General features: G+C 71.3%; 21 protein-coding genes and 3 pseudogenes. 12 read left to right on the forward strand and 12 right to left on the reverse strand.

Features of this window, described 5'->3' with window-relative positions:
- Positions 1-956: pseudogene (locus ACWGJY_RS16850) on the forward strand (hypothetical protein); the annotation flags it as partial.
- Positions 957-969: 13 nt separating this feature from the next.
- Positions 970-1,968 carry a tyrosine-type recombinase/integrase gene (locus ACWGJY_RS16855; RefSeq protein WP_453261562.1) on the forward strand — a complete coding sequence of 333 codons (999 nt, stop codon included), beginning with the start codon at positions 970-972 and terminating at the stop codon, positions 1,966-1,968.
- 245 nt (positions 1,969-2,213) lie between these two features.
- Here ACWGJY_RS16855 and ACWGJY_RS16860 read toward each other — a convergent pair whose 3' ends face one another.
- The 7 genes and pseudogenes from ACWGJY_RS16860 to ACWGJY_RS16890 all read right to left on the reverse strand — a co-directional run bounded on the left by ACWGJY_RS16860 (position 2,214) and on the right by ACWGJY_RS16890 (position 9,850).
- Positions 2,214-3,182, reverse strand: a complete 969-nt coding sequence (locus tag ACWGJY_RS16860; protein WP_453261563.1) for a diacylglycerol/lipid kinase family protein — start codon at positions 3,180-3,182, stop codon at positions 2,214-2,216.
- Between the two features lie 226 nt (positions 3,183-3,408).
- On the reverse strand, positions 3,409-4,455 hold the full coding sequence (locus tag ACWGJY_RS16865; protein WP_453261564.1) for an NAD(P)-dependent alcohol dehydrogenase: 1,047 nt from the start codon (positions 4,453-4,455) through the stop codon (positions 3,409-3,411).
- A 23-nt stretch (positions 4,456-4,478) separates the two neighbouring features.
- Complete coding sequence (locus ACWGJY_RS16870) at positions 4,479-5,693, reverse strand: cytochrome P450 (protein WP_453261565.1); 1,215 nt, start codon at positions 5,691-5,693, stop codon at positions 4,479-4,481.
- Between the two features lie 60 nt (positions 5,694-5,753).
- Entirely contained in the window at positions 5,754-7,157 is a 1,404-nt protein-coding gene (locus ACWGJY_RS16875) for an NAD(P)/FAD-dependent oxidoreductase (protein ID WP_453261566.1), read from the reverse strand.
- A complete protein-coding gene (locus tag ACWGJY_RS16880) occupies positions 7,154-7,372 on the reverse strand; it encodes a ferredoxin (RefSeq protein WP_453261567.1) in 219 nt (72 codons plus the stop codon). The genes ACWGJY_RS16875 and ACWGJY_RS16880 overlap by 4 nt, the downstream gene beginning before the upstream one ends.
- 444 nt (positions 7,373-7,816) lie before the next feature.
- A pseudogene (locus ACWGJY_RS16885) lies at positions 7,817-8,027 on the reverse strand (site-specific integrase); the annotation flags it as partial.
- A 1-nt stretch (position 8,028) separates the two neighbouring features.
- Positions 8,029-9,850, reverse strand: a pseudogene (locus ACWGJY_RS16890) (glycoside hydrolase family 15 protein).
- A gap of 502 nt (positions 9,851-10,352) precedes the next feature.
- Here ACWGJY_RS16890 and ACWGJY_RS16895 point away from each other — a divergent pair.
- The 6 genes from ACWGJY_RS16895 (at position 10,353) to ACWGJY_RS16920 (ending at position 15,308) form a co-directional block, all read left to right on the forward strand.
- Positions 10,353-10,541, forward strand: a complete 189-nt coding sequence (locus ACWGJY_RS16895) for a hypothetical protein (RefSeq protein ID WP_453261568.1) — start codon at positions 10,353-10,355, stop codon at positions 10,539-10,541.
- A gap of 294 nt (positions 10,542-10,835) precedes the next feature.
- A complete protein-coding gene (locus ACWGJY_RS16900) occupies positions 10,836-11,030 on the forward strand; it encodes a dihydrofolate reductase family protein (RefSeq protein WP_453261648.1) in 195 nt (64 codons plus the stop codon).
- 342 nt (positions 11,031-11,372) lie between these two features.
- Positions 11,373-11,780, forward strand: coding sequence for a thioesterase domain-containing protein (locus ACWGJY_RS16905; protein ID WP_453261569.1), 408 nt, complete (start codon positions 11,373-11,375; stop codon positions 11,778-11,780).
- Complete coding sequence (gene crtI / locus ACWGJY_RS16910) at positions 11,777-13,312, forward strand: phytoene desaturase family protein (RefSeq protein WP_453261570.1); 1,536 nt, start codon at positions 11,777-11,779, stop codon at positions 13,310-13,312. The genes ACWGJY_RS16905 and crtI overlap by 4 nt, the downstream gene beginning before the upstream one ends.
- Positions 13,309-14,298 carry a phytoene/squalene synthase family protein gene (locus ACWGJY_RS16915; protein ID WP_453261571.1) on the forward strand — a complete coding sequence of 330 codons (990 nt, stop codon included), beginning with the start codon at positions 13,309-13,311 and terminating at the stop codon, positions 14,296-14,298. Before crtI ends, ACWGJY_RS16915 begins: the two co-directional genes overlap by 4 nt.
- Complete coding sequence (locus tag ACWGJY_RS16920) at positions 14,295-15,308, forward strand: DUF5914 domain-containing protein (protein WP_453261572.1); 1,014 nt, start codon at positions 14,295-14,297, stop codon at positions 15,306-15,308. The genes ACWGJY_RS16915 and ACWGJY_RS16920 overlap by 4 nt, the downstream gene beginning before the upstream one ends.
- A 151-nt stretch (positions 15,309-15,459) precedes the next feature.
- On the opposite strand, the gene ACWGJY_RS16925 is transcribed toward ACWGJY_RS16920, so the two are convergent.
- Both ACWGJY_RS16925 and ACWGJY_RS16930 read right to left on the reverse strand, forming a co-directional pair.
- Positions 15,460-17,019, reverse strand: a complete 1,560-nt coding sequence (locus ACWGJY_RS16925; protein WP_453261573.1) for an FAD-dependent oxidoreductase — start codon at positions 17,017-17,019, stop codon at positions 15,460-15,462.
- Positions 17,020-17,116: 97 nt separating this feature from the next.
- Entirely contained in the window at positions 17,117-18,307 is a 1,191-nt protein-coding gene (locus tag ACWGJY_RS16930) for a lycopene cyclase family protein (protein WP_453261574.1), read from the reverse strand.
- A 314-nt stretch (positions 18,308-18,621) separates the two neighbouring features.
- Here ACWGJY_RS16930 and sigK point away from each other — a divergent pair, with 314 nt between their 5' ends.
- The 4 genes from sigK to tgmB all read left to right on the forward strand — a co-directional run bounded on the left by sigK (position 18,622) and on the right by tgmB (position 21,539).
- A complete protein-coding gene (gene sigK / locus ACWGJY_RS16935; RefSeq protein ID WP_453261575.1) occupies positions 18,622-19,209 on the forward strand; it encodes an ECF RNA polymerase sigma factor SigK in 588 nt (195 codons plus the stop codon).
- Positions 19,206-19,952 (forward strand): anti-sigma factor, encoded by a 747-nt coding sequence (locus tag ACWGJY_RS16940; protein ID WP_453261576.1) that lies wholly within the window; start codon positions 19,206-19,208, stop codon positions 19,950-19,952. Before sigK ends, ACWGJY_RS16940 begins: the two co-directional genes overlap by 4 nt.
- A gap of 459 nt (positions 19,953-20,411) precedes the next feature.
- Entirely contained in the window at positions 20,412-20,603 is a 192-nt protein-coding gene (gene tgmA, locus ACWGJY_RS16945) for a putative ATP-grasp-modified RiPP (RefSeq protein ID WP_453261577.1), read from the forward strand.
- A gap of 6 nt (positions 20,604-20,609) precedes the next feature.
- Complete coding sequence (gene tgmB / locus ACWGJY_RS16950) at positions 20,610-21,539, forward strand: ATP-grasp ribosomal peptide maturase (protein ID WP_453261578.1); 930 nt, start codon at positions 20,610-20,612, stop codon at positions 21,537-21,539.
- A 155-nt stretch (positions 21,540-21,694) separates the two neighbouring features.
- Here tgmB and ACWGJY_RS16955 read toward each other — a convergent pair whose 3' ends face one another.
- The 3 genes from ACWGJY_RS16955 to ACWGJY_RS16965 form a co-directional block, all read right to left on the reverse strand.
- Entirely contained in the window at positions 21,695-22,213 is a 519-nt protein-coding gene (locus tag ACWGJY_RS16955) for a hypothetical protein (protein ID WP_453261579.1), read from the reverse strand.
- Between the two features lie 226 nt (positions 22,214-22,439).
- Positions 22,440-23,726 carry an acyl-CoA dehydrogenase family protein gene (locus tag ACWGJY_RS16960; RefSeq protein WP_453261580.1) on the reverse strand — a complete coding sequence of 429 codons (1,287 nt, stop codon included), beginning with the start codon at positions 23,724-23,726 and terminating at the stop codon, positions 22,440-22,442.
- A gap of 261 nt (positions 23,727-23,987) precedes the next feature.
- Positions 23,988-24,446, reverse strand: coding sequence for an RrF2 family transcriptional regulator (locus tag ACWGJY_RS16965; RefSeq protein WP_453261581.1), 459 nt, complete (start codon positions 24,444-24,446; stop codon positions 23,988-23,990).
- Between the last annotated feature and the right edge of the window lie 151 nt (positions 24,447-24,597).

Consider the following 24,597-nt stretch of genomic DNA (forward strand, 5'->3'; position numbering starts at 1 on the left):
CGAGGAATTCGAAGCCCAGCACTACCGATCCCAGGCAGCCCCGAACGCCGCCTGAAACCACAGAAACCGGCCGCTACGAAACTCGGGGCAGCTCACTCGGCTTCGAACGGTTGCGCCTGGCCCGCACGGTCTTCGGCCCTGAGATCGTGGACCGGGAGGTCGATACCGTCTACGGCCTGCTGCGCGGCTGGGGTTACCGCTTGGACACGGCGGGCAACCGCTCGGTGCGCACGTTGATCGCACACGCGATGCTCCTCAACCGCAGCCCGTTGCTGGCGGACATGGACGCGGCGTTGCTGGAACGCCTGCGTCGGGCAGTGCGTTCCACCGGGAGGGCCTCCGGTGACCTGCATTCGCTGCAGCGGGCGCTGGCGGCGCTGGGGCGGTGCGAGCCGCCCGTCGCACGCAATGAGGCGCTGCTGGGAGAGCTGCGAGCCCAGCGATGGACGGATGTGCCGGCGCCGTGGGCCGAAATGGCGTGCCTGTGGTTCGACACCTCCACGCTGAGCCGCAGCGTCCGCATGGTCTACCGCCAGGACGTGGCCCGCATGGGCCGGTGGCTGGCTGCCGAGCACCCGCAGATCACCGAGCCGGCCCAGTGGACGAGGGCGACCTGCGCGGCCTGGGTGGCAACGGTGGACCGGATGCGGATCGGCGATTACGTCGAACGCACCGCTACCCGCGGCGTGTTCGGAGACCCGATGTCCCCATCCACCAAGGACAGTGCGCTCACCGCCAGCCGCGCGTTCTTCCGCGACCTTCAGGAATGGGAGTGGATCCCCACGCCGGTTCGATCCCGGGCGCGCTCTGGAAACGCCCCGCAACATCCGCGCACTGCTGGGTCCCAACCCCCGCGTCATCGCCGACGGGGTATGGGCCAAGCTGCTGTGGGCCGGCATCAACCTCACCTCCGAGGACCTGCCCACGTCCAGCAGCGGCCCGCGCTATCCCCTTGAGCTATCCCGAGCCGTGGCGCTGACCTGGCTGTTCAGCGGCCAACGCAGCGACGAGATCCGCCGCCTGCGCACCGGCTGCGTCCGCCGGCAGCATGACGGCACCGCCGTCAGCCCGGATGCCGCCGACGTCCTCGCCCGCGACGCCGTCTGCATGCTGGACGTCCCCACCCACAAAACCGGCACGAGTTTCACCAAGCCGGTCGACCCGCTGCTCGGACAGGCCATCGAGGTCTGGCAGGCCGTCCGCCCAGAGCAGCCGACGATGCTTGACGCCAAGACCGGCGAACGCGTGGAGTTCCTCTTTGCCCACCGCGCCAAACGCGTCTCCAAGGACTACATCAACCGCACCATCATCCCTGCGCTCTGCACGAAGGCCGGGGTCCCCGCCAGCGACGTCCGCGGCAAAATCACCAGCCACCGGGCCTGCAGCACCATCGCCAGCCAGCTCTACAACGCCAAGGAGCCGATGACCCTGTTCGAGCTGCAGGCATGGCTCGGACACCGGTCGCCCAGCTCCACCCAGTTCTACGCGAAGATCTCCCCCAAGACGCTGGCCAAGGCATACAGCGAAGCCGGCTACTTCGCCCGGAACGTGCGCACCATCGAGGTCCTCGTCGACCGCGACGCCGTGGCCTCCGGCGCGGCGGCCACCGGCGAGCCCTGGCAGTACTACGACCTGGGCCATGGCTGGTGCACCTACACCTTCTTCGAACAGTGTCACCACCGGATGGCTTGCGCCCGCTGCGACTTTTACACCCCCAAGGGCTCCAGCAAGGCCCAACTCCTTGAAGCCAAGGAGAACTTGCAGCGCATGCTCGTCTCCATTCCGCTGACCGAGGACGAACGCGCCGCGGTCGACGACGGCCAAACCGCCATCGACGCGCTCCTCGCCCGGCTCACCGACATCCCTACACCCGCAGGCCCCACACCACGGGAGCCCGGCCTCCCCGCCACCGTCACCATGCTGCCCATCGTGGAGGTGCGCCAAGGCAAACGTGATAAGCCTCGATAGATTCAATACGCCGCACGGCCACGGATTACCGCGAAGCGAACTCGCTGCGACGGCGGAGCAACGATCGCTCCGGCGTCCGCTCGGCATCACTCCCAGATCACCGCCGTCCACCACGATCGCGGCTGATCCCGCATCTGCCCCGTTCTGTCTGGAACCTGCTGCGCGGCGCGTTGCCAGCCAGGGCCACGCGCTGTGTGCACACGTGGTGACCGGGGGAAGTCCGCGCTCTGCCCGGTTCGGTTCGGTCAGCCGGTATGACGGCCGTGAACGGCTCGCCCGACAGCCGAGGCCACCCGTCGGATGGTGCCCCGGCCCGGCGGCCGCCCGGAGGGCGCGGCGCCCGGCCGATGGCGGGGAACCCGTACCCGTAGCGTCCCGGGACTGATCCGGCACCGCACGGGAGTCGGCAGGGTGACGGCTTCACCGTCCAGCCCGACGGGGACGAACGGGACGTCGGCCTCGACGACAACCTCTTCAGATGTGGCCAGATTGGTCAGGCCGTGCCTCTGCCCGTCTCGCAGCCGGGCGGTCGTCTCGGCGGGCGTCTCCGCCCTGGCGGCCAGTACCCCCAGGAGCCCGGAGTCCAGCTGTGCACGCCTGCCAAGTCCGGCCGGGTCATCGGCCCGGTAGGGGTTGTTGCTCACCAGCACCGCATCAGGCCGGTCGACAGTGAGCAGCCCGGCGCGTACCACCAGCTCCGGGCCTTGGTGGCGGGCCAGGAATTCCGGGAGGATCCGCGCCGTCGTGCCGATCTTGTCGTCCCGATAGGCCGGGTCCTGTACCAGGGCGGCATAGGCGCCGAACGACACGTTGTTGACGAACACCCGCTCGCCTGCGAACCCGAGATCCACGCGCAGTTCGACGCCGTCCGTGAGGGCCTCCAGCGCGGCCGAAGGGTCATCACGGTCCAGGCCGAGGTCCATCGCGAAGTGGTTGCGGGTACCGGCCGGAATGACCACGAAAGGAAGACCGCTCTTCGCAGCCACGCCGGCGACAAGTGCCTGCGTGCCGTCTCCGGCGGCCACGCCCAGCAGATCCGCACCGTCATCCACCGCGCGTCGGGCGACAGTCGTGAGGTCCTGGGGCTGGGAAGGATCGAGCAGGAGAACCTGAGCCCCCAACGCACGGGCCTTTTCGGCGATGCGGAACCGGCTCGCCTTCCCTCCTCCCGAGCGGGGATTCACGATCAGATACGGCCGTCGTGCAGCGGCCACCGGTCGGAACGTGTTCTCGGTCATGGCAAGCGCCGCTAGGCCGTGTTCATCAGCCCGGCGCCCGTCACAGTCACCGGCGCCGGCACAGCTGCCGTTACCACGCCCGCTGCTGGCTGTGCCGTCCGCCACCGGCTCGGTCCAGCGATCGCACCGGTCACAGCTTCCATGACGTTTCCTCCGGCAGTTACGGCGTCCGGCGCCGGCCCGGTCGCCTTGATGACAGTACTCATGGGTGGGGGGTGATGACGGCGCGTCCTTGGATCTTGCCGTCGTGCAGGAGCTGGTATGCCTCGTTGGCGCGTTCCAAGGGGAAGCGCTCGAGCAGCATCTTGATCTTTTGCTGCTGGGCGAGGGTGATCACTTCCATTAGTTCGGGAAGGGAGCCCCAGTAGGGTGAGGCGACCGAGCACTCGTGCGGCGGGTTCGAGAAGTTGACGGGCAGGGCTCCGCCGCCGAGACCGACGATGGTCAGGTGGCCAAGCACCCTGGCCACCTGACCAGCCATCCGCAGAGTCGGGTCGATGCCTACCATGTCCAGCACGAGCTGAGCGCCCTGCTGCCCCGTCATGTTTTTGATGCGCGTGACCGCTTCCTCGCCCGAGAGCAGCACCTCGTCCGCGCCCATGCGCTTGGCGGTTTCCAGCTTGCCGGCGTCGGTGTCCACGGCGACGACGGTGGTCGCCGCGCTGAGCGCGCGCAGAATCTGGATGGCCATCTGGCCCAGACCGCCCACCCCGATCACCACCGCGGTCGAGCCCGGCCCCAGCAGGTGCACCGATCGCTTGACGGCGTGATAGCTGGTCAGTCCCGCGTCGCTGAGCGGGGCGGCCTGGCGGGGGTCGAGGGTGCCCAGCGGGATCAGGAATCGCGCCGCTGGGACCAGCAGGTACTCGGCCATTCCGCCGTCGTGACCGCCTCCCAGGCCCCCGCCCTGACCACTGACCTTCTGGCAGTAGTTCTCCCTGCCCTCGCGGCAGTTGGCGCACATCCCACAGCCCCAGGGGCCGTAGACCATCACAGGGTCTCCGGGCGCGAACCCGGTGACACCCGGCCCCAGTTTCTCTACCCATCCCGCATTCTCATGGCCGAGTGTGAAGGGTGGTTCCGTGGTGAACCCGGGTGGTGGTTCGGGTGCCTCCATGATGTGCAGATCTGAGTGGCACGCGCCGGCACCCCCGACCTTCACCAGGACCTCGCCCGGCCCGGGCTCGGGCACCGGCACCTCGCGCAGCTCGGGCGGTTGCTGCCATCCGACGAGTTGAAAAGCCCGCATAGCGATCCTTCACGCACACCGATTCAGTCGCGGATCCCGTCGATGTCGACCAGGACATGGCGCGGGCCGCGGAATATCTGGTTGCGGCGGTACGGCGGTGGGTCCTCGACGAGACGGGGGTTTTGCACGCGGCGGACGAACTCGCCGACCGCGGTCTGGGCCTCCAGCCGGGCGAGCGGGGCGCCGAAGCAGTAATGGATGCCCTGGCTGTAGCCGACGTGCTGGTTGTCGGGGCGTTCGAGGTCCAGTCGGTCGGGGTTCTCGAACCGTTCCGGGTCGCGGTTCGCCGAGCCGTAGGCTAGGAAGATCGGCGCGCCCTTCGGGATGGTGGTGCCGGCGATCTCGATGTCCTCGAGGGCGGAGCGAGTGGGCCAGAACTGGACCGAGGACTCGAAGCGCAGCAGCTCCTCGACTCCGGGCACGATGAGCTCGGGTCGGCGGTGCAGCTTCTCGAGCTGGTCGGGGTGCCGCAGCAGGTTGAGCACGCTGTGGGCGATCAGGTTGACCGTGGTCTCATGCCCGGCGAAGAGCATGAGCATGGCATTTCTGACGATCGACTCCTGGGACAGTCCCTCCGGGCCGCTGTCGTTGACCATCCCCGAGAACATGCCCGGGCCGGGCTGCTTGCGGTACTGGTCGATCAGGTCGGCGAGGAACTGCCTGAACTCGGCCACCTGATCGGGGACCGCCGCTGTGCGGCGCTGCTGCTCCGGGTCGTTCGCCTCCGGGCTGAAGTCCAACCCGTCCAGGGCTGCCTCGATCCAGCCGTGGAAGCGCGGGATGGACTCCAGCGGCACGCCCAGGACCTTGCAGATGACGGTCACCGGTCCCGGGAAGGCGAACTCGTCGACGAAGTCGATCCGGGTCCTGCCCTTCATGTCGTTCAGGAGCTCGCCGAAGATGCGGCGGATCTCGGGCTCGAAGTCAGCGATCGTGTGGGGACACTCGGGCGGCGCGAAGTGCCGCATCATCCGGCGGCGATCCACGTCGTGCTCGGACGGGTCCTCGGTGATGATCGTCGCCTCGAAGGGGTTCGAGGGCGTGTCGGGGCGCTTCCTCTGATCCGAGGTGACCCGGGGGTCGTGCAGCAGCTGGACGACCTCGCGGTAGGTGCTGACGACGTAGGTGCCGTCCGGCTGCCGCGCCACCGGTGTCCTGCGGAGTTCCTCGTAGAACGGGTACGGATTGGCGCGGTTGGCGTAGCGGAGGGCCTGCTGCCAGGGGGTTTCCTCGACCACGAGGCTTCCCTCCTTCTTCCTGTCGGTGCTATCCGCTTGCACGCCGGTCCGGCGGGCGCGTCAACGAGGGCGAGGCCGGAACTCGGCCCCCCGCTCGCTCGGGTCGTGGCCGGTCAGGACGACGTCGGGGATCGCTGTCGGGACGCCGGGTTGCGGGAACTCGGCCGGGACCGGCTTCATGTCGGTGGGCTGGTCCCAGCCCGGCGGCGGAGGCGGGAACGGACCAGATTGCTCGATCAGCTTCCCGTAGTACTCCAGCCACTTGCCGTGATCGAACGTGACGGCGGCGACGATGCGGCCCCGGCGACCGTACGCGGCGGCGAAGCGGCGCTCTTTGACGGACCCCTGGGTGAAGACGATCTCGTCGCCGAAAGGAGGCACGCCGACGGACTTGATGTTGAGGCCGAACTGCCCGGACCAGAAGCCGGGCAGCAACAGATGCGGGCGATAGTGGGGCTCGAGGTTCACCATGTTGTGGGCGGCGGCCTCGGCGCCGAGAACGGCATTGTCCCAGTGCTCCATCGCGAGGAACTGGTACTCGTACAGCACGTGGGGCGAGCGCGCCACGTCCCCTGCCACGTAGATGCTGTCGGTGACCACGCCGTTGATGTCGAAGGCGCGACCGCCGGCGTCGCAGCCCACGCCCCAGAAACCGGACGCCAGCCCGGCGCCCTCCAGCCATTCCACGTTGCGGATCGACCCCAGCGAGGCCACCACCACGTCGGCGTCGATGGTGGTTCCGTCCGAGAGATGAGCACGCCGCACGTGTCCGCCGGAGTCGCCCTCCAGTGACGACACGCCCAGCCCGCAGCGCAGGTCCACGCCGTGGTCGCGCTGGATCTCCGCGGCGATCTCACCGATCACCCCGCCGAGCGCGCCGACCAGCGGCGCCGAGCCCCGCTCGACGACGGTCACCGGGAGATCGAGTTCCCGGCAGACGGAGGTCACCTCGGAGCCGATGAACCCGGCGCCGATGACCATGACCCGCGACGGCGGCGCGGCCAGCGCCTTTTGCAGCTGTGCGGCATCATCACGCGAGCGCAGCGAGTAGACCCCGTCCAGGGCGGCCTCTTCCGGGTTCGGCCACTGTCGCGCCCGGGTGCCCGTGGCGATGAGCAACCGGTCGTACGGGATCTGCTCGCCATCGGCCAGGCGCACCTGCTTGGCGGCCCGGTCCAACCCGGTGGCCGTCACCCCGAGCCGCCACTGCGCATTCACTTCTCGCAGGCGGGGCAGCTTGGTGTGGTCGGCCGGTACCCAGCCTTTGAGCACCTGTTTGGACAGCGGGGGACGGTCGTAGGGCTCGTACGGCTCGTCTCCGATGATGGTCAAAGACCCGGTGAAGCCCTCCTCACGCAGGGCTTCGGCGGCCCGCAGTCCGGCCAGGGACGCACCGACGATGACGATCCGGCCGTTGGCTCTGAACTTGCGCACCAGCTCTGCGACCGTTGCCGGCACGGTCATGACGTCGCGCTCCCCTTCGCGCCGTCCAAGCGGTCGATCACGATCGCCTGCACTGGACACGCCGCAGCGGCTCGCTCAACCTGCAGGCGCCGCTCGTTATCGGGGTTCGGCTCGTAGGTGAGCGCCTCCTGGCCAGTCAATCTGAAGTCCTTGTGCGCCAAATACATGCATTGTGCATATCCCTGACATCGATTCAGGTCCACGGCGATGCGCATGGGCAGACTCCTTCCGATCGCCGCCCAGCTGGACAGCCCACCGTCGCCCCGCCGACGCCACCGGCTGAGCACCCGGATGTTCGATCTTCTTCGCCACGGCGGTGGATTCGCGGTGACGCTTACTCCCGATGAGCTTCACGGCCCGAAGGCCGCGGTACACATGCCGATGGCATCAAGCTTTGCCGGCCATTACCCCTAAAAAAATGGTCACCCCGTCTTCCGACGACCGCAAATGCGCTGTTACGGAAACCATCTCTCAGGGCAGCTGTGATGCTTGATCACTGACCGTTTCGTGCAGGTCCGGGGGCTTCCGGAGTGCCTGCCCGCACGGAAGCGGCAACCGTGATCACGAGCGTTTGTGGAGGCAATACGGCCCCGGCAGACCGAGCCGGCTGAAGCCGCTGAGACTCGGCGCACCCGCCGACCAGGACAGTACCGCCACCCGGCTGTCCAGGTGTTGCCCGCCGCGGTGCCCCAGAGCCTCGCCGATCTCGTCTTCCGCGACCGACGCCAGCGGGCGACCTTCGCCGATCCGCTCCGCGGCCTTGCCGACCCCGATCCCGTAGCTGCGGACCGCGTTCGGGTTGCCGAACGAGTCGAGGAAGGCGGGGGTTCGTTGAGCTGAACGTAATGGAAAAGATGCGGAGCGTGGCAGATCACCCCAAGGCGCGGTCGAGATTGAAGGCGGCGCTGATCAGGGCAAGGTGGGTGAAAGCCTGGGGGAAGTTGCCCTGTTGCTCTCCGGTGTGGCTGATCTCTTCGGCATACAGGCCGAGGTGGTTGGCGTAGGTGAGCATCTTCTCGAAGGCCAGGCGGGCTTCATTCAGGCGCCCGGCACGCGTGAGGGCCTCGACGTACCAGAAGGAACAGATGGAGAAGGTGCCCTCCTCGCCTTCCAGGCCGTCCGGGCTGGCCTTGGGGTCGTAGCGCCAGACCAGGGAGTCGGAGACCAGTTCGTCGCCAAGGGTGTCGAGGGTGGACAGCCATACAGGGTCGCTGGGGGAGACGAACTTGGTCAGCGGCATCATCAGCACCGCGGCATCCAGCACATCGCCGTCCTCGTGCTGGACGAACGCCTGCCGGGCGGGCGACCAGCCCTTGTCCATGATCCGCCAGTAGATCGCGTCCCGGACCGGCCCCCAGCGGCCGAGCTCGGCGGGGAGGCTGCGGCGCTGGGCGATGCGGATGGCGCGATCGATGGCCACCCAGCACATCAGGTGGGAGTAGAGGAACTTCTTGCGCCCGCCACGGGTCTCCCACACACCCTCGTCCGGCTGGTCCCAGTGCTCACAGACCCAGTCCACCAGTGCGCACACCGCGCGCCAGTGGCCGCTGGAGATGGGCCGGCACCACATGTCGTACAGATAGACGGAGTCGAGCAGGGCGCCGTAGATGTCGAGCTGCAGCTGGGTGGCCGCGCCGTTGCCGATCCGCACGGGCGCCGAGCCCCGGTAACCCTCCAGGTGGGGCAGCTCGCGTTCGGGCAACTCGGTGCGTCCGTCGATGCCGTACATGACCTGCAACGGGCCGGACGATCCGTTGCCGCGCCGGTCGGTGTGCCGGGTGAGGAAGCCCATGAACGCCTCTGCCTCCTCGGTGAAGCCGAGCCTGAGCAGGGCGTAGACGGCGAACGCGGCGTCGCGCACCCACACGTAGCGGTAGTCCCAGTTGCGGCCGCCGCCGATCTGCTCGGGCAGGCTGGTGGTAGGGGCTGCCACGATCGCGCCGGTGGGGGCGTAGGTGAGCAGCTTGAGGGTGAGGGCGGAGCGGTGCACCATCTCCCGCCATCGGCCGCGGTAGCGGGACTGCTGCAGCCAGCGCCGCCAGAAAGCGACCGTGGCGGTGAACTCCCGCTCGGCCTCGGCGTGCGGGCAGCGGCGCGGCGGAGCCTCGCTGCTGACCTGCTCCAGGGCGAAGACCGTGGTGTCGCCCTGAGAGAGTTCGAACTCCGTCCACACGTCCTTTTCGTCGTACTCCAGCGGCACCGTGGCGGTCAGCATCAGCGACAGCTCCTCGGAGGCGAACAGGGGGTCCGGTCCAGCATCCGTACGGTGTGCGGATGGGCGCCGTAGCCGAACCGGGGGCCACCCGAGCCCGGAACGGGATCGTTCCGCGGACGCACACCACCCGCCGGATCAGCCGGTCGCAGTCGGATGCGCCGGAGTCCGCCACGGGCATGAAGTCCTGGATCTCCCCCAGCCCGTCCTCGGTGAAGAAGCGGGTGATCAGCACATTGGTGTCCGGGAAGTAGAACTGTTTGGTGCCGGCCGGCACGGTGGCAGCCAGCTCGAATGCCCCGCCCCGGTCCGCGTCCAGGATGGCCGCGAAGACACTCGGGGAGTCGAAGGAGGGGCAGCAGTACCAGTCGATGGTGCCGTCGGTGGCCACCAGCGCCACCGTGCGCAGATTCCCGATCAAGCCGTGCTCAGCGATCGGCAGATACCGGACGGACTTGTGCTGTGCCGGTGCTCCAGACATCGCAGCACCTTCCTTTACTCCTGCCTCTCCTGCTCGGCCCCTTGTGATCGCACCATCCGGTGGAGATTTGACCTGGCCGGTCAGGTCGCGGTGGGCATCGCAGCACTCCTCGACCGCGGCATCCATGATCGCGAACCGAGGGCCCGCCGACGGATCGGTTGCGGCCTTCCGCTTCGGCGCCTCGGATCGAGGTCGCGAAATAACCGCGTCCCTATACCTCCAGTGTCCTACAAACGCCGGAGCAGGTGTCTTTTGCACCCTGGCTGGTCCCAGCTGTTGTGGGAATCCCAGCCGAGTTCCGATCTTCCTCGGCCCCCAGCACCCACCCACCACTGAAAACGCAAGATCGAACGGCACAGAGCTGGCTCCCACCCGGCACCGCAATCCTTTATCCCGCAGCTCGGCACCGCAGACGAAGGCAACAATCGTCATCAGCGGCACGTGCAGCTCACAGGTCGATGCGGTGCGGGAACGACTTGCCCTGTCAGGTCGCGAGCAGGTTGTGGCCGTTGCAGACACGGCGTTCAACCGGCTGAAGGCGTTCCGCGACGTCGTCGGTTCCGGGGCTATGCCCGACTCCTCGGAGCTGGCGGACGCCATTCAGTCCTACGGGATCGTCCTGCGCGAACTGCGCCACGCCATGCGAGACGATCTGGGCGAACCACACCTGGAGACTGATGTCTCCAACTAACGTCCTCCCAAGCACGGTTCAACGACTGAAGGTGTGCCGGGTGAGGCCGCCCCGGCCCGGAAGCCTGGGGCGCCGCAACCACCTCGCGGTCATGCTGCGCGCATACGGCCGACACCAGCCCTTCCCAACGCCGGCGACTGTGAGCCGGAAGAACGCGGACGGTCACGCCCGGCCAGATCAGCTACGAACAGACCGCCCGCCTGCGTCCAGATAACGGGCCAGTCCTTAGCCGTCACCTTGCCCTGCAGAAGAGCTCCAGCGGGTGGGCCCGCTTGACATCGCGGATTCCACATAATCGTCGACGCGTACCGGCTGCTCGTCAATCCCGTGATCGTCGGCTCCGGCAAGCGGCTCTTCGCCGAGGGGGCCGTCCCTACCGCCTGGACGCTCACGGAGTCCCGCACCACCGGCGCCGGCGTGCAGTACTGCGCCTACGAACGGGCGGGGAAGCCCCGATATGGGTCCTTCATGCTGGATGAGCAGGAGTGAGGACGCCCGGCACGCAGCCGGGGCCGACGTCCCCGCGTGGCCGGTCCCGGCTGCCTCCGCGTGCTGAGCAGCCCGTGGCGGGTGCGACGCGGCGGGCGCGGAAGCTGCCGCCGTTGGTGTCAGAGGGGGGCGGTGCCGTGCGTGGTGTGTGGAGTGGGACGGCGGGGGAGTGCAGGGTCGGCGTGGGCACCGGTCCCGAGCCCGGCCGGCCGGCTCCCGTGCCCGACCGGCCGTGGTGCCGCGACGGCCCCGACGCCATGGCCGAACGCGGCCCCGTTCGGGGCGCCGACGGTACGAGGGCGGAGCCCGGACCGGTGGAGCGCGAGGCGAAGGGCGTGTGCCGTGGGTGTCGGTTTCACGGAAGAGTCGACGTCGGTGACGGTCGCGGCGTCGGCGGTGGCGCAACGCGTGGTGCCGGCCGCCCGTCCACAGGCGGCGCTGCGCTTGTACCGTGTGCCGCCCGCCGGGTCCGGTCCGGACTGCGCTCTGCGGTGGGCATCGTTGCTGCCGTCGTGGGTCGAGCCGTGCTCCGTGCCGCTGCCCGGCCGGGGAGCCCGCTCCGGCGAACCGTCGCTGACCGACCCCGCCTGCCTCAGCGCCCGGCTCGCCGCGGTGCTCGACAACTGGGCCGGCCCGCGTCCGTTCGCGGTCTTCGGGCCGGGCGACGAGCGGCGCGGTACGCGGCAGCCGCCCGCCGCCCGGCCGCCGGGGAACGTGCCCGCCCGCAGGGCCGTGGGGGGCGGCTCATGAGAACCGTCACCGGGTCCACCGACCACGTGGTGGTCGTCGGTGCCGGTCTCTCCGGACTGTCCGCCGCACTGCATCTGCTCGGCGCCGGCCGGCGGGTGACGGTCGTCGAACGCGAGGAGCTGCCCGGCGGCCGGGCCGGCCGGATCGAGAGCCACGGCTACCGCATCGACACCGGCCCGACCGTGCTGACCATGCCGGACCTCATCGAGGAGGCGTTCGCCGCGGTCGGCGAACGGCTCACCGACCGGATGGAACTACTGGCGCTGCACCCCGCGTACCGCGCCCGGTTCGCCGACGGCAGCGAGCTGGAGGTGCACACGGACGCCGAGGCCATGGAGGCCGAGGTCGAACGGTTCGCCGGCGCCCCGGCGGCCCACGGCTACCGGCGGCTGCGGCACTGGCTCCAGCAGCTGTACGCGGTGCAGCGGCACCGTTTCATCGACGCCAACTTCGACTCCCCGCTCCAGCTGATGCACCCGGACCTGGTCCGCCTCGCCGCCCTCGGCGGATTCGGCCGGCTCGACGACCGTATCGGCCGCTTCCTGCCCGACCCGCGGCTGCGCAGAGTCTTCTCCTTCCAGGCGCTGTACGCCGGTGTACCGCCCGCGCGCGCCCTCGCGGCCTATGCCGTCATCGCCTACATGGACACCGTCGCCGGGGTGTACTTCCCCCGCGGCGGTATGCACGCCCTGCCCCGGGCCATGGCGGACGCGGCCGCCGGCGCCGGCGCCGTATTCCGCTACGGCCACCCGGTCACCCACCTGGAACGCAGCGGCGACCGGATCACGGCGGTGGTCACCGAGCACGAGCGCATCCCGTGCGACGCGGTGGTCCTCACCCCCGACCTGCCGGTCGTCCACCGGCTGCTCGGCCGGCGGCCCCGCCGCCCGCTGCGGCTGCGTCACTCGCCCTCCGCGGTGATCCTGCATGCCGGCACCGACCGGACCTGGCCGCGGCTGGCCCACCACACGATCCTCTTCGGCGCCGCGTGGGAGCGGACCTTCGACGAACTCACCCGCACCGGGCAGCTGATGAGCGACCCCTCACTGCTCCTCACCCGCCCCACGGCCACCGACCCGCAACTCGCCCCTCCGGGACGCCACTTGCACTACATCCTGGCGCCCTGCCCCAACACCGAGACCGGCCCCGGCGCCGGGGCCTGGCACGAGCTGGCCCCCCGCTACCGCGACAGCCTGCTCTCCGTACTGGAGCGCCGGGGACTCACCGGCATCGGCGACGCCATCGAGAGGCACCACCTCGTCACGCCCGCCGACTGGACCGCGCAGGGGCTCGCCGCCGGCACACCCTTCTCCGCCGCCCACACCCTGGCGCAGACGGGTCCGTTCCGCCCCCGCAACCTCGTGCGGGGCACGGCGAACGCCGTGCTGGCGGGCTGTGGCACCACGCCCGGCGTCGGCATCCCCACCGTTGTGATCTCCGGCAAGCTCGCCGCGGCCCGGATCACCGGCCTGCGGCCCGCCCGCTCCGCCACAGGCTCCGCCCGCCCGACCCCGAGAGGCATCCCGGCATGACCGCCCGCGAACTGGACGCCGCAGGCATCACCGATCCGCTCCTGCGCGACGCCTACGCCCACTGCCGCCGGCTGCACGCCCGGCACGGCAGGACGTACTTCCTCGCCACCCGGCTGCTGCCCGCGGAACGGCGACCTGCCGTACACGCCCTGTACGGCTTCGCCCGCTGGGCCGACGACCTCGTCGACGAACCCGGCCCGGACCGGTCCACGGCCCGTCGCACCCATGCGCTCGATGCGCTCCAGCACCGTCTGGAAGAGGGGCTGCGCAGTGGCGGGAGCACCGAACCGGTGGTGCGCGCGGTGGTGCACACCGCTGCCGTGTACGGCATCGGCCACCGGCACTTCACGGACTTCATGGCGTCGATGCGCAGTGATCTGACGGTGACGGACTACCCGACGTACGACGAGCTGCGGCGCTATATGCACGGCTCGGCCGCGGTGATGGGGCTTCAGATGCTCCCGGTGCTCGGCACCGTCGTGCCGCAGGAGGAAGCCGCCCCGCACGCGGCGGCCCTCGGCGTCGCCTTCCAGCTCACCAACTTCCTGCGCGATGTCGGAGAGGACCTGGACCGGGGCCGTATCTATCTGCCGGCGGACCTGCTCGCGGCACATGGCGTGGACCGCGCACTACTCCGGTGGAGCCGGGACACCGGCCACCAGGACCCGCGCATCACCGCGGCCATGGCGGCGGCCGCCGACCTCACCCGCGGCGTCTACCGGGAGGCGGAACCCGGCCTCGCCCTGCTCGACCCGGTGTCGCGCCCTTGCATCCGCACCGCCTTCGTCCTCTACCGCGCCATCCTCGACGCCGTGCGCGACGACGGATACGCCGTGCTGCACCGCCGTTCGGCGGTCTCCCGCAGACGCCGCGCGGCCACCGCCCTCGGCGGCCTGGCCCGGGTCGCCGCCGCGCGTACCGCCGCCCGCCGCCCTGCCGCGCGGCGCGCCGGGGTGCCGCACCACGTACAGGAGAACACCTCATGACCCGGGAGCCGCGCCGCCCTGCGCACCTCCCGCTCCGGCTGCGCCGCGGGCCCGTGCGCTGGGAAGCACAGCGGCCGACCTGGCGCGAGGCGAAACCCGCACGCATCGCCGACGCCGTCAAGGCCGCCCTCGCCCGCCCGTCCGGCAACTGGTTCGTCCTCGGCGCGGCACACGCCGTCGGCACCCACCGCGCCTTCGGCCGCACCGTCGCCGGTGTCGAGGTCGTCGCCTGGCGCGACGCGGCCGGCCGGCTGATCGCGGGGCCCGGCGCCTGCCCCCACCTCGGCGCGCCGCTGGACCGGAGCCCCGTGCACTGCGGCATCCTCCGCTGCCGCTGGCACGGACTCGCCCTGGACGGTGCCCCGTTCACCGGCTGGCAGCCGTTCCCCGCCCACGACGACGGTCTGCTGGCCTGGGTACGCCTCGACGAGGCCGGCGGCGAGCGGCCGCTGCGGCGGCCGGTCATCCCCTCCCGGCCCCGGCCGTCGGGTGCCGTCACCGCGGTCCACACCACCACCGGCCGGTGCGAACCCGAGGACGTGATCGCCAACCGCCTCGACCCGTGGCACGGCGCATGGTTCCACCCCTACTCCTTCGTCGACCTCACCGTCGTCGGCGCTTCCCCGGCGAGCGGCGGGGAGCGGTCCGACGGCATTGCCGTCGAGGTCTCCTTCAAAGTCGCCGGGCGCGCCGTGGTGCCGGTCACGGCGCTGTTCACCGCCCCTGAGCCCCGCACGGTGGTGATGCACATCCTGGAAGGCGAAGGGCAGGGCTCCGTGGTGGAGACCCATGCCACACCGCTGGGCCCGGACGACCGGGGGCACCCGCGCACCGCGGTCACCGAGGCGATCGTCGCCACCTCCCGGCGCCCCGGGTTCGCCCTGGCCCGCGCCGCCGCGCCCGCCCTGCGTCCGCTGATGCGTGCCGCTTCGCGACGGCTGTGGCGGGACGACCTGGCTTACGCCGAGCGCCGCTGGGAGCTGCGCAGCGGCGGACGGCACCCGGGCTGACACCGAGCGGCGGCCGGCCCCCGGGTGCCATCGGTCGGCCGGGTCCCCGTTCCCGGTCGCCATCCGGCTCCCGGTCACCGGACCGCCATCCGGCTCCCGGTCACCGGACCGCCATCCGGCTCCCGGTCACCCGTCCGTCATCCCGCCCCCGTCACCGTTCCGCCACTTCGGCCGCCCACCGCAGCGCCGCGGAACGGCCCCTGCCCGGGACGGTCCACAGCGTCTGGCCGCGCACGCCCCACTGCGCCAGCAGCGCATTGGCCGCGAGGAAACCGGTCGTCGCGGCGCGCTCCATCAGCGCCACCGGGAACGGTGTCCGCACCACATCGCCCGCGACCACCACCCGCGGGTCGGACGTGTGCACGGCGGGACGGTCGCCGAAGCCGCCCACGGAGAACAGCGGACAGTCCGCGCGCCACTCGTGCCGCTGGTCGAGGATCCGGACGCCTCGGGTCTCCGGGTAGACGGTGTGCAACTGCTCCACCAGGCGCCGCTGTTCGCGCGCACGGTCGGTCCCCGGGGCCACGGCATAGGCGTGCAGTTCCAGCACCGAGCCGCCGGTGCGGGCGGACCAGCGGGCCGCCTCTCCCTCCCAGCGCTCCAGCACACTGACGTTGTCCAGCGAGCCGAACCCGCTGGTGCCCAGGAAACCGGGCCGGTCGGCGCACACCCGCCGCTCCAGCCACAGCCGCGACACCAGGAAGGGCGGCGCGGTCCGCAGCCGCCCGATCCGCTCCCGCCAACCGGCGTCCCCCAACCCCGCTGAATCCGCGACGAGTTGACGCAGGCTTCCGGGATCCAGCGCAAGAACCACCGCGTCGAACCGCCGGTCCTCGCCCCGGGCGACGACGCGCACCCCGCCGCCCGCCACCGGCTCGACCCGCGTCACCTCCGTGCCCGTGCACAGCCCGGCCCCGTGCCCCGTCAGATACCGGCCGAGGGGCTGCCACAGCGCCTGCGGGAACGGCTCGGCGGGCACGTCGAAGAGCAGCCCTTCGCTGGAGCCGAGGAAGTAGATGTGGAACATCAACACCAGTTCCGCCGCAGACAGTTCCGACGGGTCGGCGAAGAAGCTCCGGGAGAACACCTCGAACGCGAGGTGCCGCGCGGCGTCGGGAAAGCGGATACCGGAGAGGAAGTCGCCGGCGCTGATGTGGTCCAGCCGCTCGTAGACCTGCGGCACCCGTACGTCGAGCAGCGGCAGGGCCGCGCCGGGACGCATCCGTGCCAGGTCCCGCCAGGTGAAGGTGGGGCTGAGCGCCACAAAACCCAGCGCGCTCCAGGGCGGTGTCCGCGGTACCCGCGCAAAGCTGTCCCGCAGGCCCGAACGGTGGAGCAGTGGATAGTCCGGCAGCCGCCGGAGCAGGTGCAGTCCCGGGTCGATCCGGCGCAGCAGCCCCCGCAGGTTGTAGTACTGCGGAAAGAACGCATGGAACCCGCGGCTCATGGTCGCCGCCGAGCCGTCGGCGAGCCGCACCGGCCGGCCCGCCAGCCGTCCCCCGAGGCTCTCCTCCCGTTCGTACAGCGTCACCCGCACCCCCCGCTCGGCCAGCGCGGTCGCGGCGCAGAGGCCCGCGATCCCGCCGCCGATCACCGCCACGACCGGGCCGCCGGCCGCGGCCCGCTCCCGCCCCGGCGGCCCCGGCACCCGCTGGGCCCGGCGGTCACGCCCGCGCCGCGCCGCCCCGTCGCGATCACGTCCGCGGGTCACGGTCCCTCCCCGAGGACGCGCACCGCAGGCGGTCCGCCGTTGTGCAGCAGTGTCATGGATGTCTCTCCTCCGGTCCGGGGACGCGTAATCGGCCCGGTCACCGTGTGGCGGCCCGGCGTGGCAGCAGGGGAAGCTCGGCGACCGTTCGGAGCATGGGCAGCACCGGGGTGCGCAGGCCGATGGTGACGTCCTCCCACAGGCGGGAGCGGCCGTCGAGAAACCGCAGCAGCCGCTCCATCGGCACCGTGCGGAACAGCCCGGTGAAGAACTCGGCTCCGTCCACCCGGCCGCTGTCCAGCGCGCGCAGCAACACGGCGTCCAGCGCCCGGTGCCAGGCCGGGTGCGCGGGCGGGGGGAGCGGGGGCCGGCCCGCCGAGAGGGCGGCCGCGATGAGCACGGACTGCCGTTGCACGGCGGCGAAGGTGTATCCGGTCGACGGCCGTGTGGCGCCCCCCGCGGTCCCGATGCGGAACACCGACCGGCCCGTCCGCCGAGGAAAGCGGCCGTCGGTCATCGGGATCGCGCCCTGCTCGGCAGCGGTGACACGGAACGCGTCCAGCCGCAGCACGCGCGCGGTGTAGTGGCGCAGCGCCTGCTCGTAGGCGGCGGTGTCGAGGGTCCGGCGGGAGAACTCCGTGTACTCCACCAGCGCGGTGTGCTCGCTCAGCGGCAGGACGTACCCGAAGGACAGGCCGTGCGCGGGCTGCGGAGTGCGGAAGTCCATCAGATCCGCGGTCGTGGGATCGAACGCCGGATGCCGGGTGTGGACGAACCACCCCCGGAAGTGCTGCTGGAGCGTGGTACGGGCCGGCGGGAGCCGTACGGCCGGCCGGGAGTCGAAGACCCAGCGTGCCCGCAGGGCCAGCGGCCGCCCCGCCGCGTCCCGCCCCCGTACCTCGGCACCGCCGGCGACGTCCCGTACGGATTCCACCGTCGCCCGGACCCGGACGACGGTGTCCCGGCCGGAGAGCCGGGCGCCGACGAGGGACTCGAAGTCCCGCGACCGCAGCATCTTGTACCGCAGGGGCGCGGGCCGCCCCTGCGTCGCCGCCCCGTCGGGGCCGTGCACCCGCAGCCGTTCCCACGAGGCGGTCAGCGCGGCGTCGAACACACCGCCCGGCGCTTCCCAGTAGCACCAGGTCCGTTCCTGGGGGGTGAGCGGTCCGGGCGGTGCATCCACGAGCAGCACCCGCAGCGGCCGGGCACCGGACACCGGTTCGCACAGCCGGTAGGCGAGCGACAGCCCGGCCGCTCCCGCGCCCACGATCACGGCATCCGCGTCCCGCACGCCCCGTCCTCCCTGTGCCCCGGTGACCCCGACGGTGATCCTTCCGCAGTACCGGGGCGGGAAGAGGGGTACGACGCGCGGGAAACCGGTGGACCGGCCGTCGTGGGGGTGACCGTAGCCGCCGTGCGCGCCCGCAGGTCCGGCCGGACGCCGGGAGGCGGCCCGGCCGGCCGGGACTTTCCACGAGGACGGCACCGCGCCCACCCGGCCCGTGTGCGGCGCCCGCCGCGCGATGCGCCAGAATCCCTTCCGACCAATCCAGGTGTCGCCCGGCGCCGAATCACTGGTGACCATGTCACAGCCCGGAGGTGTCCATGCCCGTCGCAGCCCGCGGCGACCGATCCTCAGCGCCGCATACCGGTGCCCTGGAGTCACTGCTCGACCGCGTCTCACGCGGTGACCAGCATGCGTTCGAGAGTCTCTACACAGCGGTGGCCGGCTCCGTACTGGGCCTGGTGCGCAGGGTGGTGCGGGATCCGGCCCAGTCCGAGGAGGTGGCACAGGAGGTGCTCATCGAGGTGTGGCGGTCCGCGGCCCGCTTCGACGCGCGGCAGGGCAGCGCCATGGCCTGGATCATGACCCTGGCCCACCGCCGCGCGGTGGACCGGGTGCGCTCGGTCCAGGCGGCGGCCGACCGCGACCACCGGGCCGGGCTGCAGGCCTACACCGCGGCCTTCGACGAGGTCAGCGAGCAGGTCGAGCGGCGCCTGGAGCGCGAACAGGTGCGCCGCTGCCTGGGCCGGCTGACCGAACTGCAACGGGAGTCGGTGACGCTCGCCTACTACCGTGGCTACACCTACCGGGAGACCGCCGACCTGCTGGGCACGGCGCTGGGCACGGTCAAAACACGGTTGCGCGACGGTCTGATCCGGCTCCGCGACTGCCTGGGGGTGTCGGCATGAACACCGTCGATCTGCACACACTCACCGGCGCCTATGCGCTGGGCGCCCTGTCCCGGCAGGAGGCGGCGGAATTCACCCGCCATCTCGCCCGGTGCGAGGCATGCACCCAGGAAGTGCGGGAGCTGCAGGAAACCGCGGCCCGGCTCGCCCTGGCGGTCGCCGAGGTGCCGCCGGCGGACCTGCGGACCCGGGTGATGGCTGCCCTGCCCGAGGTCCGGCAGCTGCCGCCGATGGAGCGCGAAGCCACCGTGGTCCCGCTGCGCCGGCGCATGCGCCCTCGCCTGCCCTACCTCGCTGCCGCCGCCTGTCTGGCCCTCGCCGCGGTCGCCGGCGGACTGGCCGTCACCGCCCGGAACGACGCCGACCGGCAGCGGGACCGCACCGCCCGCGCCGAGGAGCAAGCGGCCGCGGTCAGCGCCCTGATGGCCGCGCCGGACGCCACCTTCCACACCACGGCCTTCAGGGGCGGCGGCAGCGGGACCGTGGTGGCCTCCAAGCGCATGGGACGCACCGCCTTCCTCTACCACGGCCTGCCGCCCCTGCCCGGTCAGCGGGTCTACGAACTCTGGTACAGCCGCAACGGCACCATGGTGCCCGCCGGTCTCGTCGAGCCCGGCCGCTCCACGGGCACGATGCTGCTGACCGGCGGACCGCAGGGCGCGGACGGCGTCGGTGTCACGGCCGAGCCCCCGGGCGGCTCCGGCAGTCCCACCAGCCCGCCGCTGGGCCTCCTGCGGGTGTGACCTCCGCAGACGACGGGTGAGACCGGCGGGCCGGCCGTCCCACGGCCGGCCCGCCGTTCCCCGCGCCGCCCCCGGGTGCTTTGCCGCCGCCCCGCAGGTCGCCCACCGGGCGGTGACACCGGCGGAAGTGCCCACGATCCGGCGCGGGATGACGCCCCTGGATCACCGCGCCGGGGCCCTTCCGCGTGCCCAAGTCCCTGGCGGGGAAGCCTTCTCCAGGGTGGGGGCAGCCGAGCACGCCCTTGCCCGAACGGGCCGTCAAGGCATGCCTCGGCGGCGGTACTTGGCACCACCGGCGACTACGTGATCGTCGCTTCCCAGTCAAGAAAATCGCCGTAAACGAACAAAAGAAGCAACTTACTGATCAGATTGTCGCGTCTTCCGTGCAGAGTCATCAAACGGGGTCCACAAGTGTGCCCCGCGCCAAGGGCTCAGAAACCGGGCTTCGAAGGAGAAGGTATGCGACCGTTTGCGTTGAGCTACGCCCGTCCGGCGGTGAATTCACCGACCACCACCCCCTACAGCTACGACGCCACACGGCAACTCAACGTCCTTCCGGACGGGCGCCCGGCCACCTGTAGCCGGGCGGTGCTGCTGGCAACCGGCACCACCGCCTCCACTGCCGGTTCCAAGACCCACTTCGACGACTGAGCGCCGATGACCGTCCTGGTCCTTACCTGCGAGGAAGACTTGACGGCGGACATCGTGGTGTCGACGCTGCAGGACCTCGGTGTCCCGCTCGTCCGCCTCGACCCCGCCGACCTGCCCGGGAGGGTCGCCCTGTCGGCGGAGTACGCCGAGAACGACTTCCACGGATTTCTCAAATCGGGCGAACGCATGGTGAGCCTGAGCAGCCTGCGCTCGGTGTGGGTCCGCCGCCCCGGCACCCCCGGGACACGCGCCCCGGAACAGTCCGCCTGGATCACGGCCGAGTCCGAGCAGGCGCTCTACGGCATGCTCGCCTGCACCCCGGCACGCTGGATGAACCATCCGGTGGCGTCCGTGCAGGCGCGCAACAAGCCCTGGCAGCTGCACATCGCCCGTGGCAGCGGCTTCCTCGTGCCCCCCACGCTGATCACCACATTCCCGGCGGTCGCCCGGCAGTTCGCCGCCGCCCATCAGGACCTCGTGGTGAAATCGGTCAGCGGAAAGCACCCGGGTGACCCACCGCTGGTACTGCCGACCACGCGCATCAGCCCGGACACGGACTTCGGCGGGGTCGCGGCCGGGCCGACCCTGCTCCAGCAGCACATCCACAAGGAGGCCGACATCCGGCTGACCTGCGTGGGCGAGCATCTCTTCGCCGCCCGCAAGAAGGCCGATCCCGACGAAGTGGACAGCCGCTTCACCCAGCACGGCACCTGGGAACCTGCCGAGGTGCCCGACTCCGTCCACCGGGCGGTGGGCCGCTATATGGACACCGCCCAACTCGCCTACGGCGCCTTCGACTTCGCCGAAGACCCGGACGGGACCTGGTGGTTCCTGGAATGTAACCAGGGTGGCCAGTTCGGCTTCGTCCAACTGGAGACCGACCAGCCCATCGCCCAGGCCATCGCCACCTGGCTGGCCGTGGAACCCAACGCATGACCCGCCGCGGTGGCCGGCGCGGCGGACCGCGGCACGGCGAGGGCGAGGGGCGTGCCGTCCTCCCCTGTCCCCGCGGCCGGGTACGCCCACGCCCGCGCCGCTACGCCCGAGCCCCCGGACCCGGCGCACTCCGGCCACCTGCCGCCGCCTTCCGGCTACTTGCTCAGAACGTTCGCGATCACGATGAACAGCCCGATCAGCACATCCACGCCACCGACCCGGAAAGCCCCCGCCCAGCCCCGGCCCGCCACCCGGGCCGCCCACACCCCCCAGCCGAACAACGCCACCATATTGAGGGACAGGGCGACTTCGATCGCGCTCTCCTCGCCCCACCACTTCAGGTACGCGCCGAGCAGCACGGCCATCGTCGGCACCATCGCGGCCACCAGCGGCCATTCGGTCAGCATCGAACGCACCGCGCTGGCGGTGACCTGGTTGTCCTCGCCCGTCCGGTGCGCGATGGAGTGGGCATAGCCGTGCGCCGCGGCCGACGCCACGGCCGCCAGCGCCACCCACAGTGCGTCGTACCCGGGGTCCGAAGGCGCACCGTCATGGCCCAGCGCGGCCGCCAGTGCGCTGGCGAGCACCGAACCGTACACCCCACCGAACAGCAACCGCTGCAGGGGCTCCGCCCGTCTGGCGGGCGGCAGGGAATCGCTGCGACGTACGGACAAGACGCCACCTCACAGGACCGACGGGGGTTCCCCCGCTTCGGGGTGCACACACGAGATGTAGCAGCCCCCGGTACGGATCCGTCCGAAGCTACGCCGACGGCGCCCGCGATTTACCTTCGCACCGAGGACCGAGGACCGAGGACCGAGCACCGAGGACCGAGGCACGGCGGCGCGGCGGCACGCGGCACCGCATGGAGATACGGACGCCCCTGCGGGCACCGGCCCGTCAGGCGCGCAAGGTCAAGGGCGGGTGTGTGCCGTTCAGATAGTGGTCGCCGATGTCGCGGAGCCGGCGGGCGGGGGAGACCGGCGCCGTCAGGGTGCGTGCGTTGCGCCAGAACCTGTCGAACCCCGGGGCTCCGGCCGGGGAGCCGGCGCCCTGGGTGAGTTCCAGGATGCGGGTGGTGATGTCCATCGTGGCCCGGTGGGCGACGGCCTCGGCCGCGGCGACCTGGACCGCGATGTCGGCGCGCTCGTCCACACCGAGCCCCTGCCCCGCGAGGAGGCCCCGCGCCAGCGCCTCCGTCGCCGACTCGACCACCGCGGCGGCGGTATGAGCGGCCGTCACCAGTTCCCCGTACGCGAGGAGGAGGTAGGGATCCGCGCCGGGGCGGTAGGGATCCGCACCGGGGCGGTCCGCATACCCGCTGTCGTCCGGGCCCGTGGCCGGCCAGCCGCGTGGTGCGGCCCGGCTGAGGTCCCGTGCCTCGGCCAGTGCGCCTTCGGCCGTTCCCAGGCCGACGTGGACGAGGGCAAGCCGGAGCGCCGGCGGGGCGAGCGTGGCGAAGGGGGAGACGGCGTGTTCGTCGTGGGGGACGGCCCCGAGCACCTGGTCGGCAGGGACCGGGACGTCGTCGAAGCTGATGCGGCCGGCGCCCGTGAGCCGCTGGCCGAGACGGTCGTCCTCGGTGTCGGCCACCACACCGGGGCGGTCCGGGTCGACGCATACGACCAGCAACTCGCCGGTACCGGTGCACACCGCCCCGAGCACCAGCCGGTCGGTGACCTGGACGCCGGCGGCCAGGGTCTTGCAGCCGTTGAGGAGGTACCCGCCGTCGGCCGGTGTGAGAGTGAGGTCGGGAGCGGCGGCCGCCTCCGGGTCCGGCAGGTCGGCGCTCCCGCCCCAGAGCCACTGCTGCGAGGCCATCCGCAGCTCAAGCCGTTCGGCCCTTTCCGGGGTGCCGAAGAACCGTGCGCTCCACGACAACACATAGTGCCGGCCCAGCAGTTCGCCGATCGAGCTGTCGGCCGCCGCGATCTCCCGGATGACCGCGCAGGCGGTACGCCAGTCGGTGCCGCGCCGGGCCGGACCGGGTGGCGTCAGCAGGGCGGGCAGCCCCGCTTCGCGCAGTCGGGAGACCTCGTCGAACGGAGGCTTGCCCGCCCGGTCGCGGCTGAGGGCATCGACGGCGAGATCCTCTGCGACTTCCCGGGTGACACGGAGCCGGATCCCTTCATCGGCAAGGTGGTGGAGCTCCATGAAAGCGGGCCGTGCTGCGGATTTCTTCGGCATGGTGCCGTTCACCGTCCTGTCGGGTGTCTCCGGCACGGGCAGCGAGGCCGGGCCGCCGGCCGGCGCCCCGGAACGCATGGATGACCGCTCGCCCACGTCGCCCATGCCCACCCTCCGGCTTCCCCAGTTTTCCCACTGGATTGATGGGAAATAAGAATGGCTTCCGGACTGCGGGCGGATCAAGGGGCGTTCAAGGCGCGGACAGTCCAGTCTTGGCATCCGGACATGCCGGCGTGTGGCGCGTCCCGCGGGGGAGAGCCTCTAGGGGTTGGTCCAGGAAGCGGGATCCTCCGCCAACGCCGACACCCCGGCGGGGAGTTCGGCCGAGGCGACGTCGGCCAGGGATGCGCCGTCGAGGATCTGGCGGACGTTGGCCCGCAGCGCGATCCACAGGGGCAGCAGTGACTCGGCGGGGCCCGTGTAGGACAGCTCCGGCGGTCGGACGCCCCGTACCGACACCAGCGGCCCGTCCACGACGCGGATGACATCCGCGATGCTGATGTCCTCCGCGGGCTTGGCCAGCCGGTAGCCGCCGTTGCCGCCGCGCTGGCTGCGGACGAGTCCGCCCCGACGCATATCGTTGAGGATGCCTTCGAGAAATTTATGCGGAATGTCCTGTGCGTGGGCGATGGCCTCCGCCTTGAGCGGCCCGGCATCCCGGGCAGCGGCGAGTTGCAGCGCCGCCCGCACGGCATAGTCCGCTCTGGCTGAAATCCGCATGCCCCGCATTATCCCGTAGGGGGCGCGGTGCAAGATCTCCGGGTGCAGCTGCGCCCACCGCCCAGGAGCCGCCCGGTCGATTACGCCTCCGTGACGTGCCCTGGGCGTTCCGGCGCCGGGTGCCCGGCGCCCGGCGTCTGGTCGCCCGCCC

This window comes from Streptomyces sp. NPDC054765 (genome assembly GCF_053612065.1).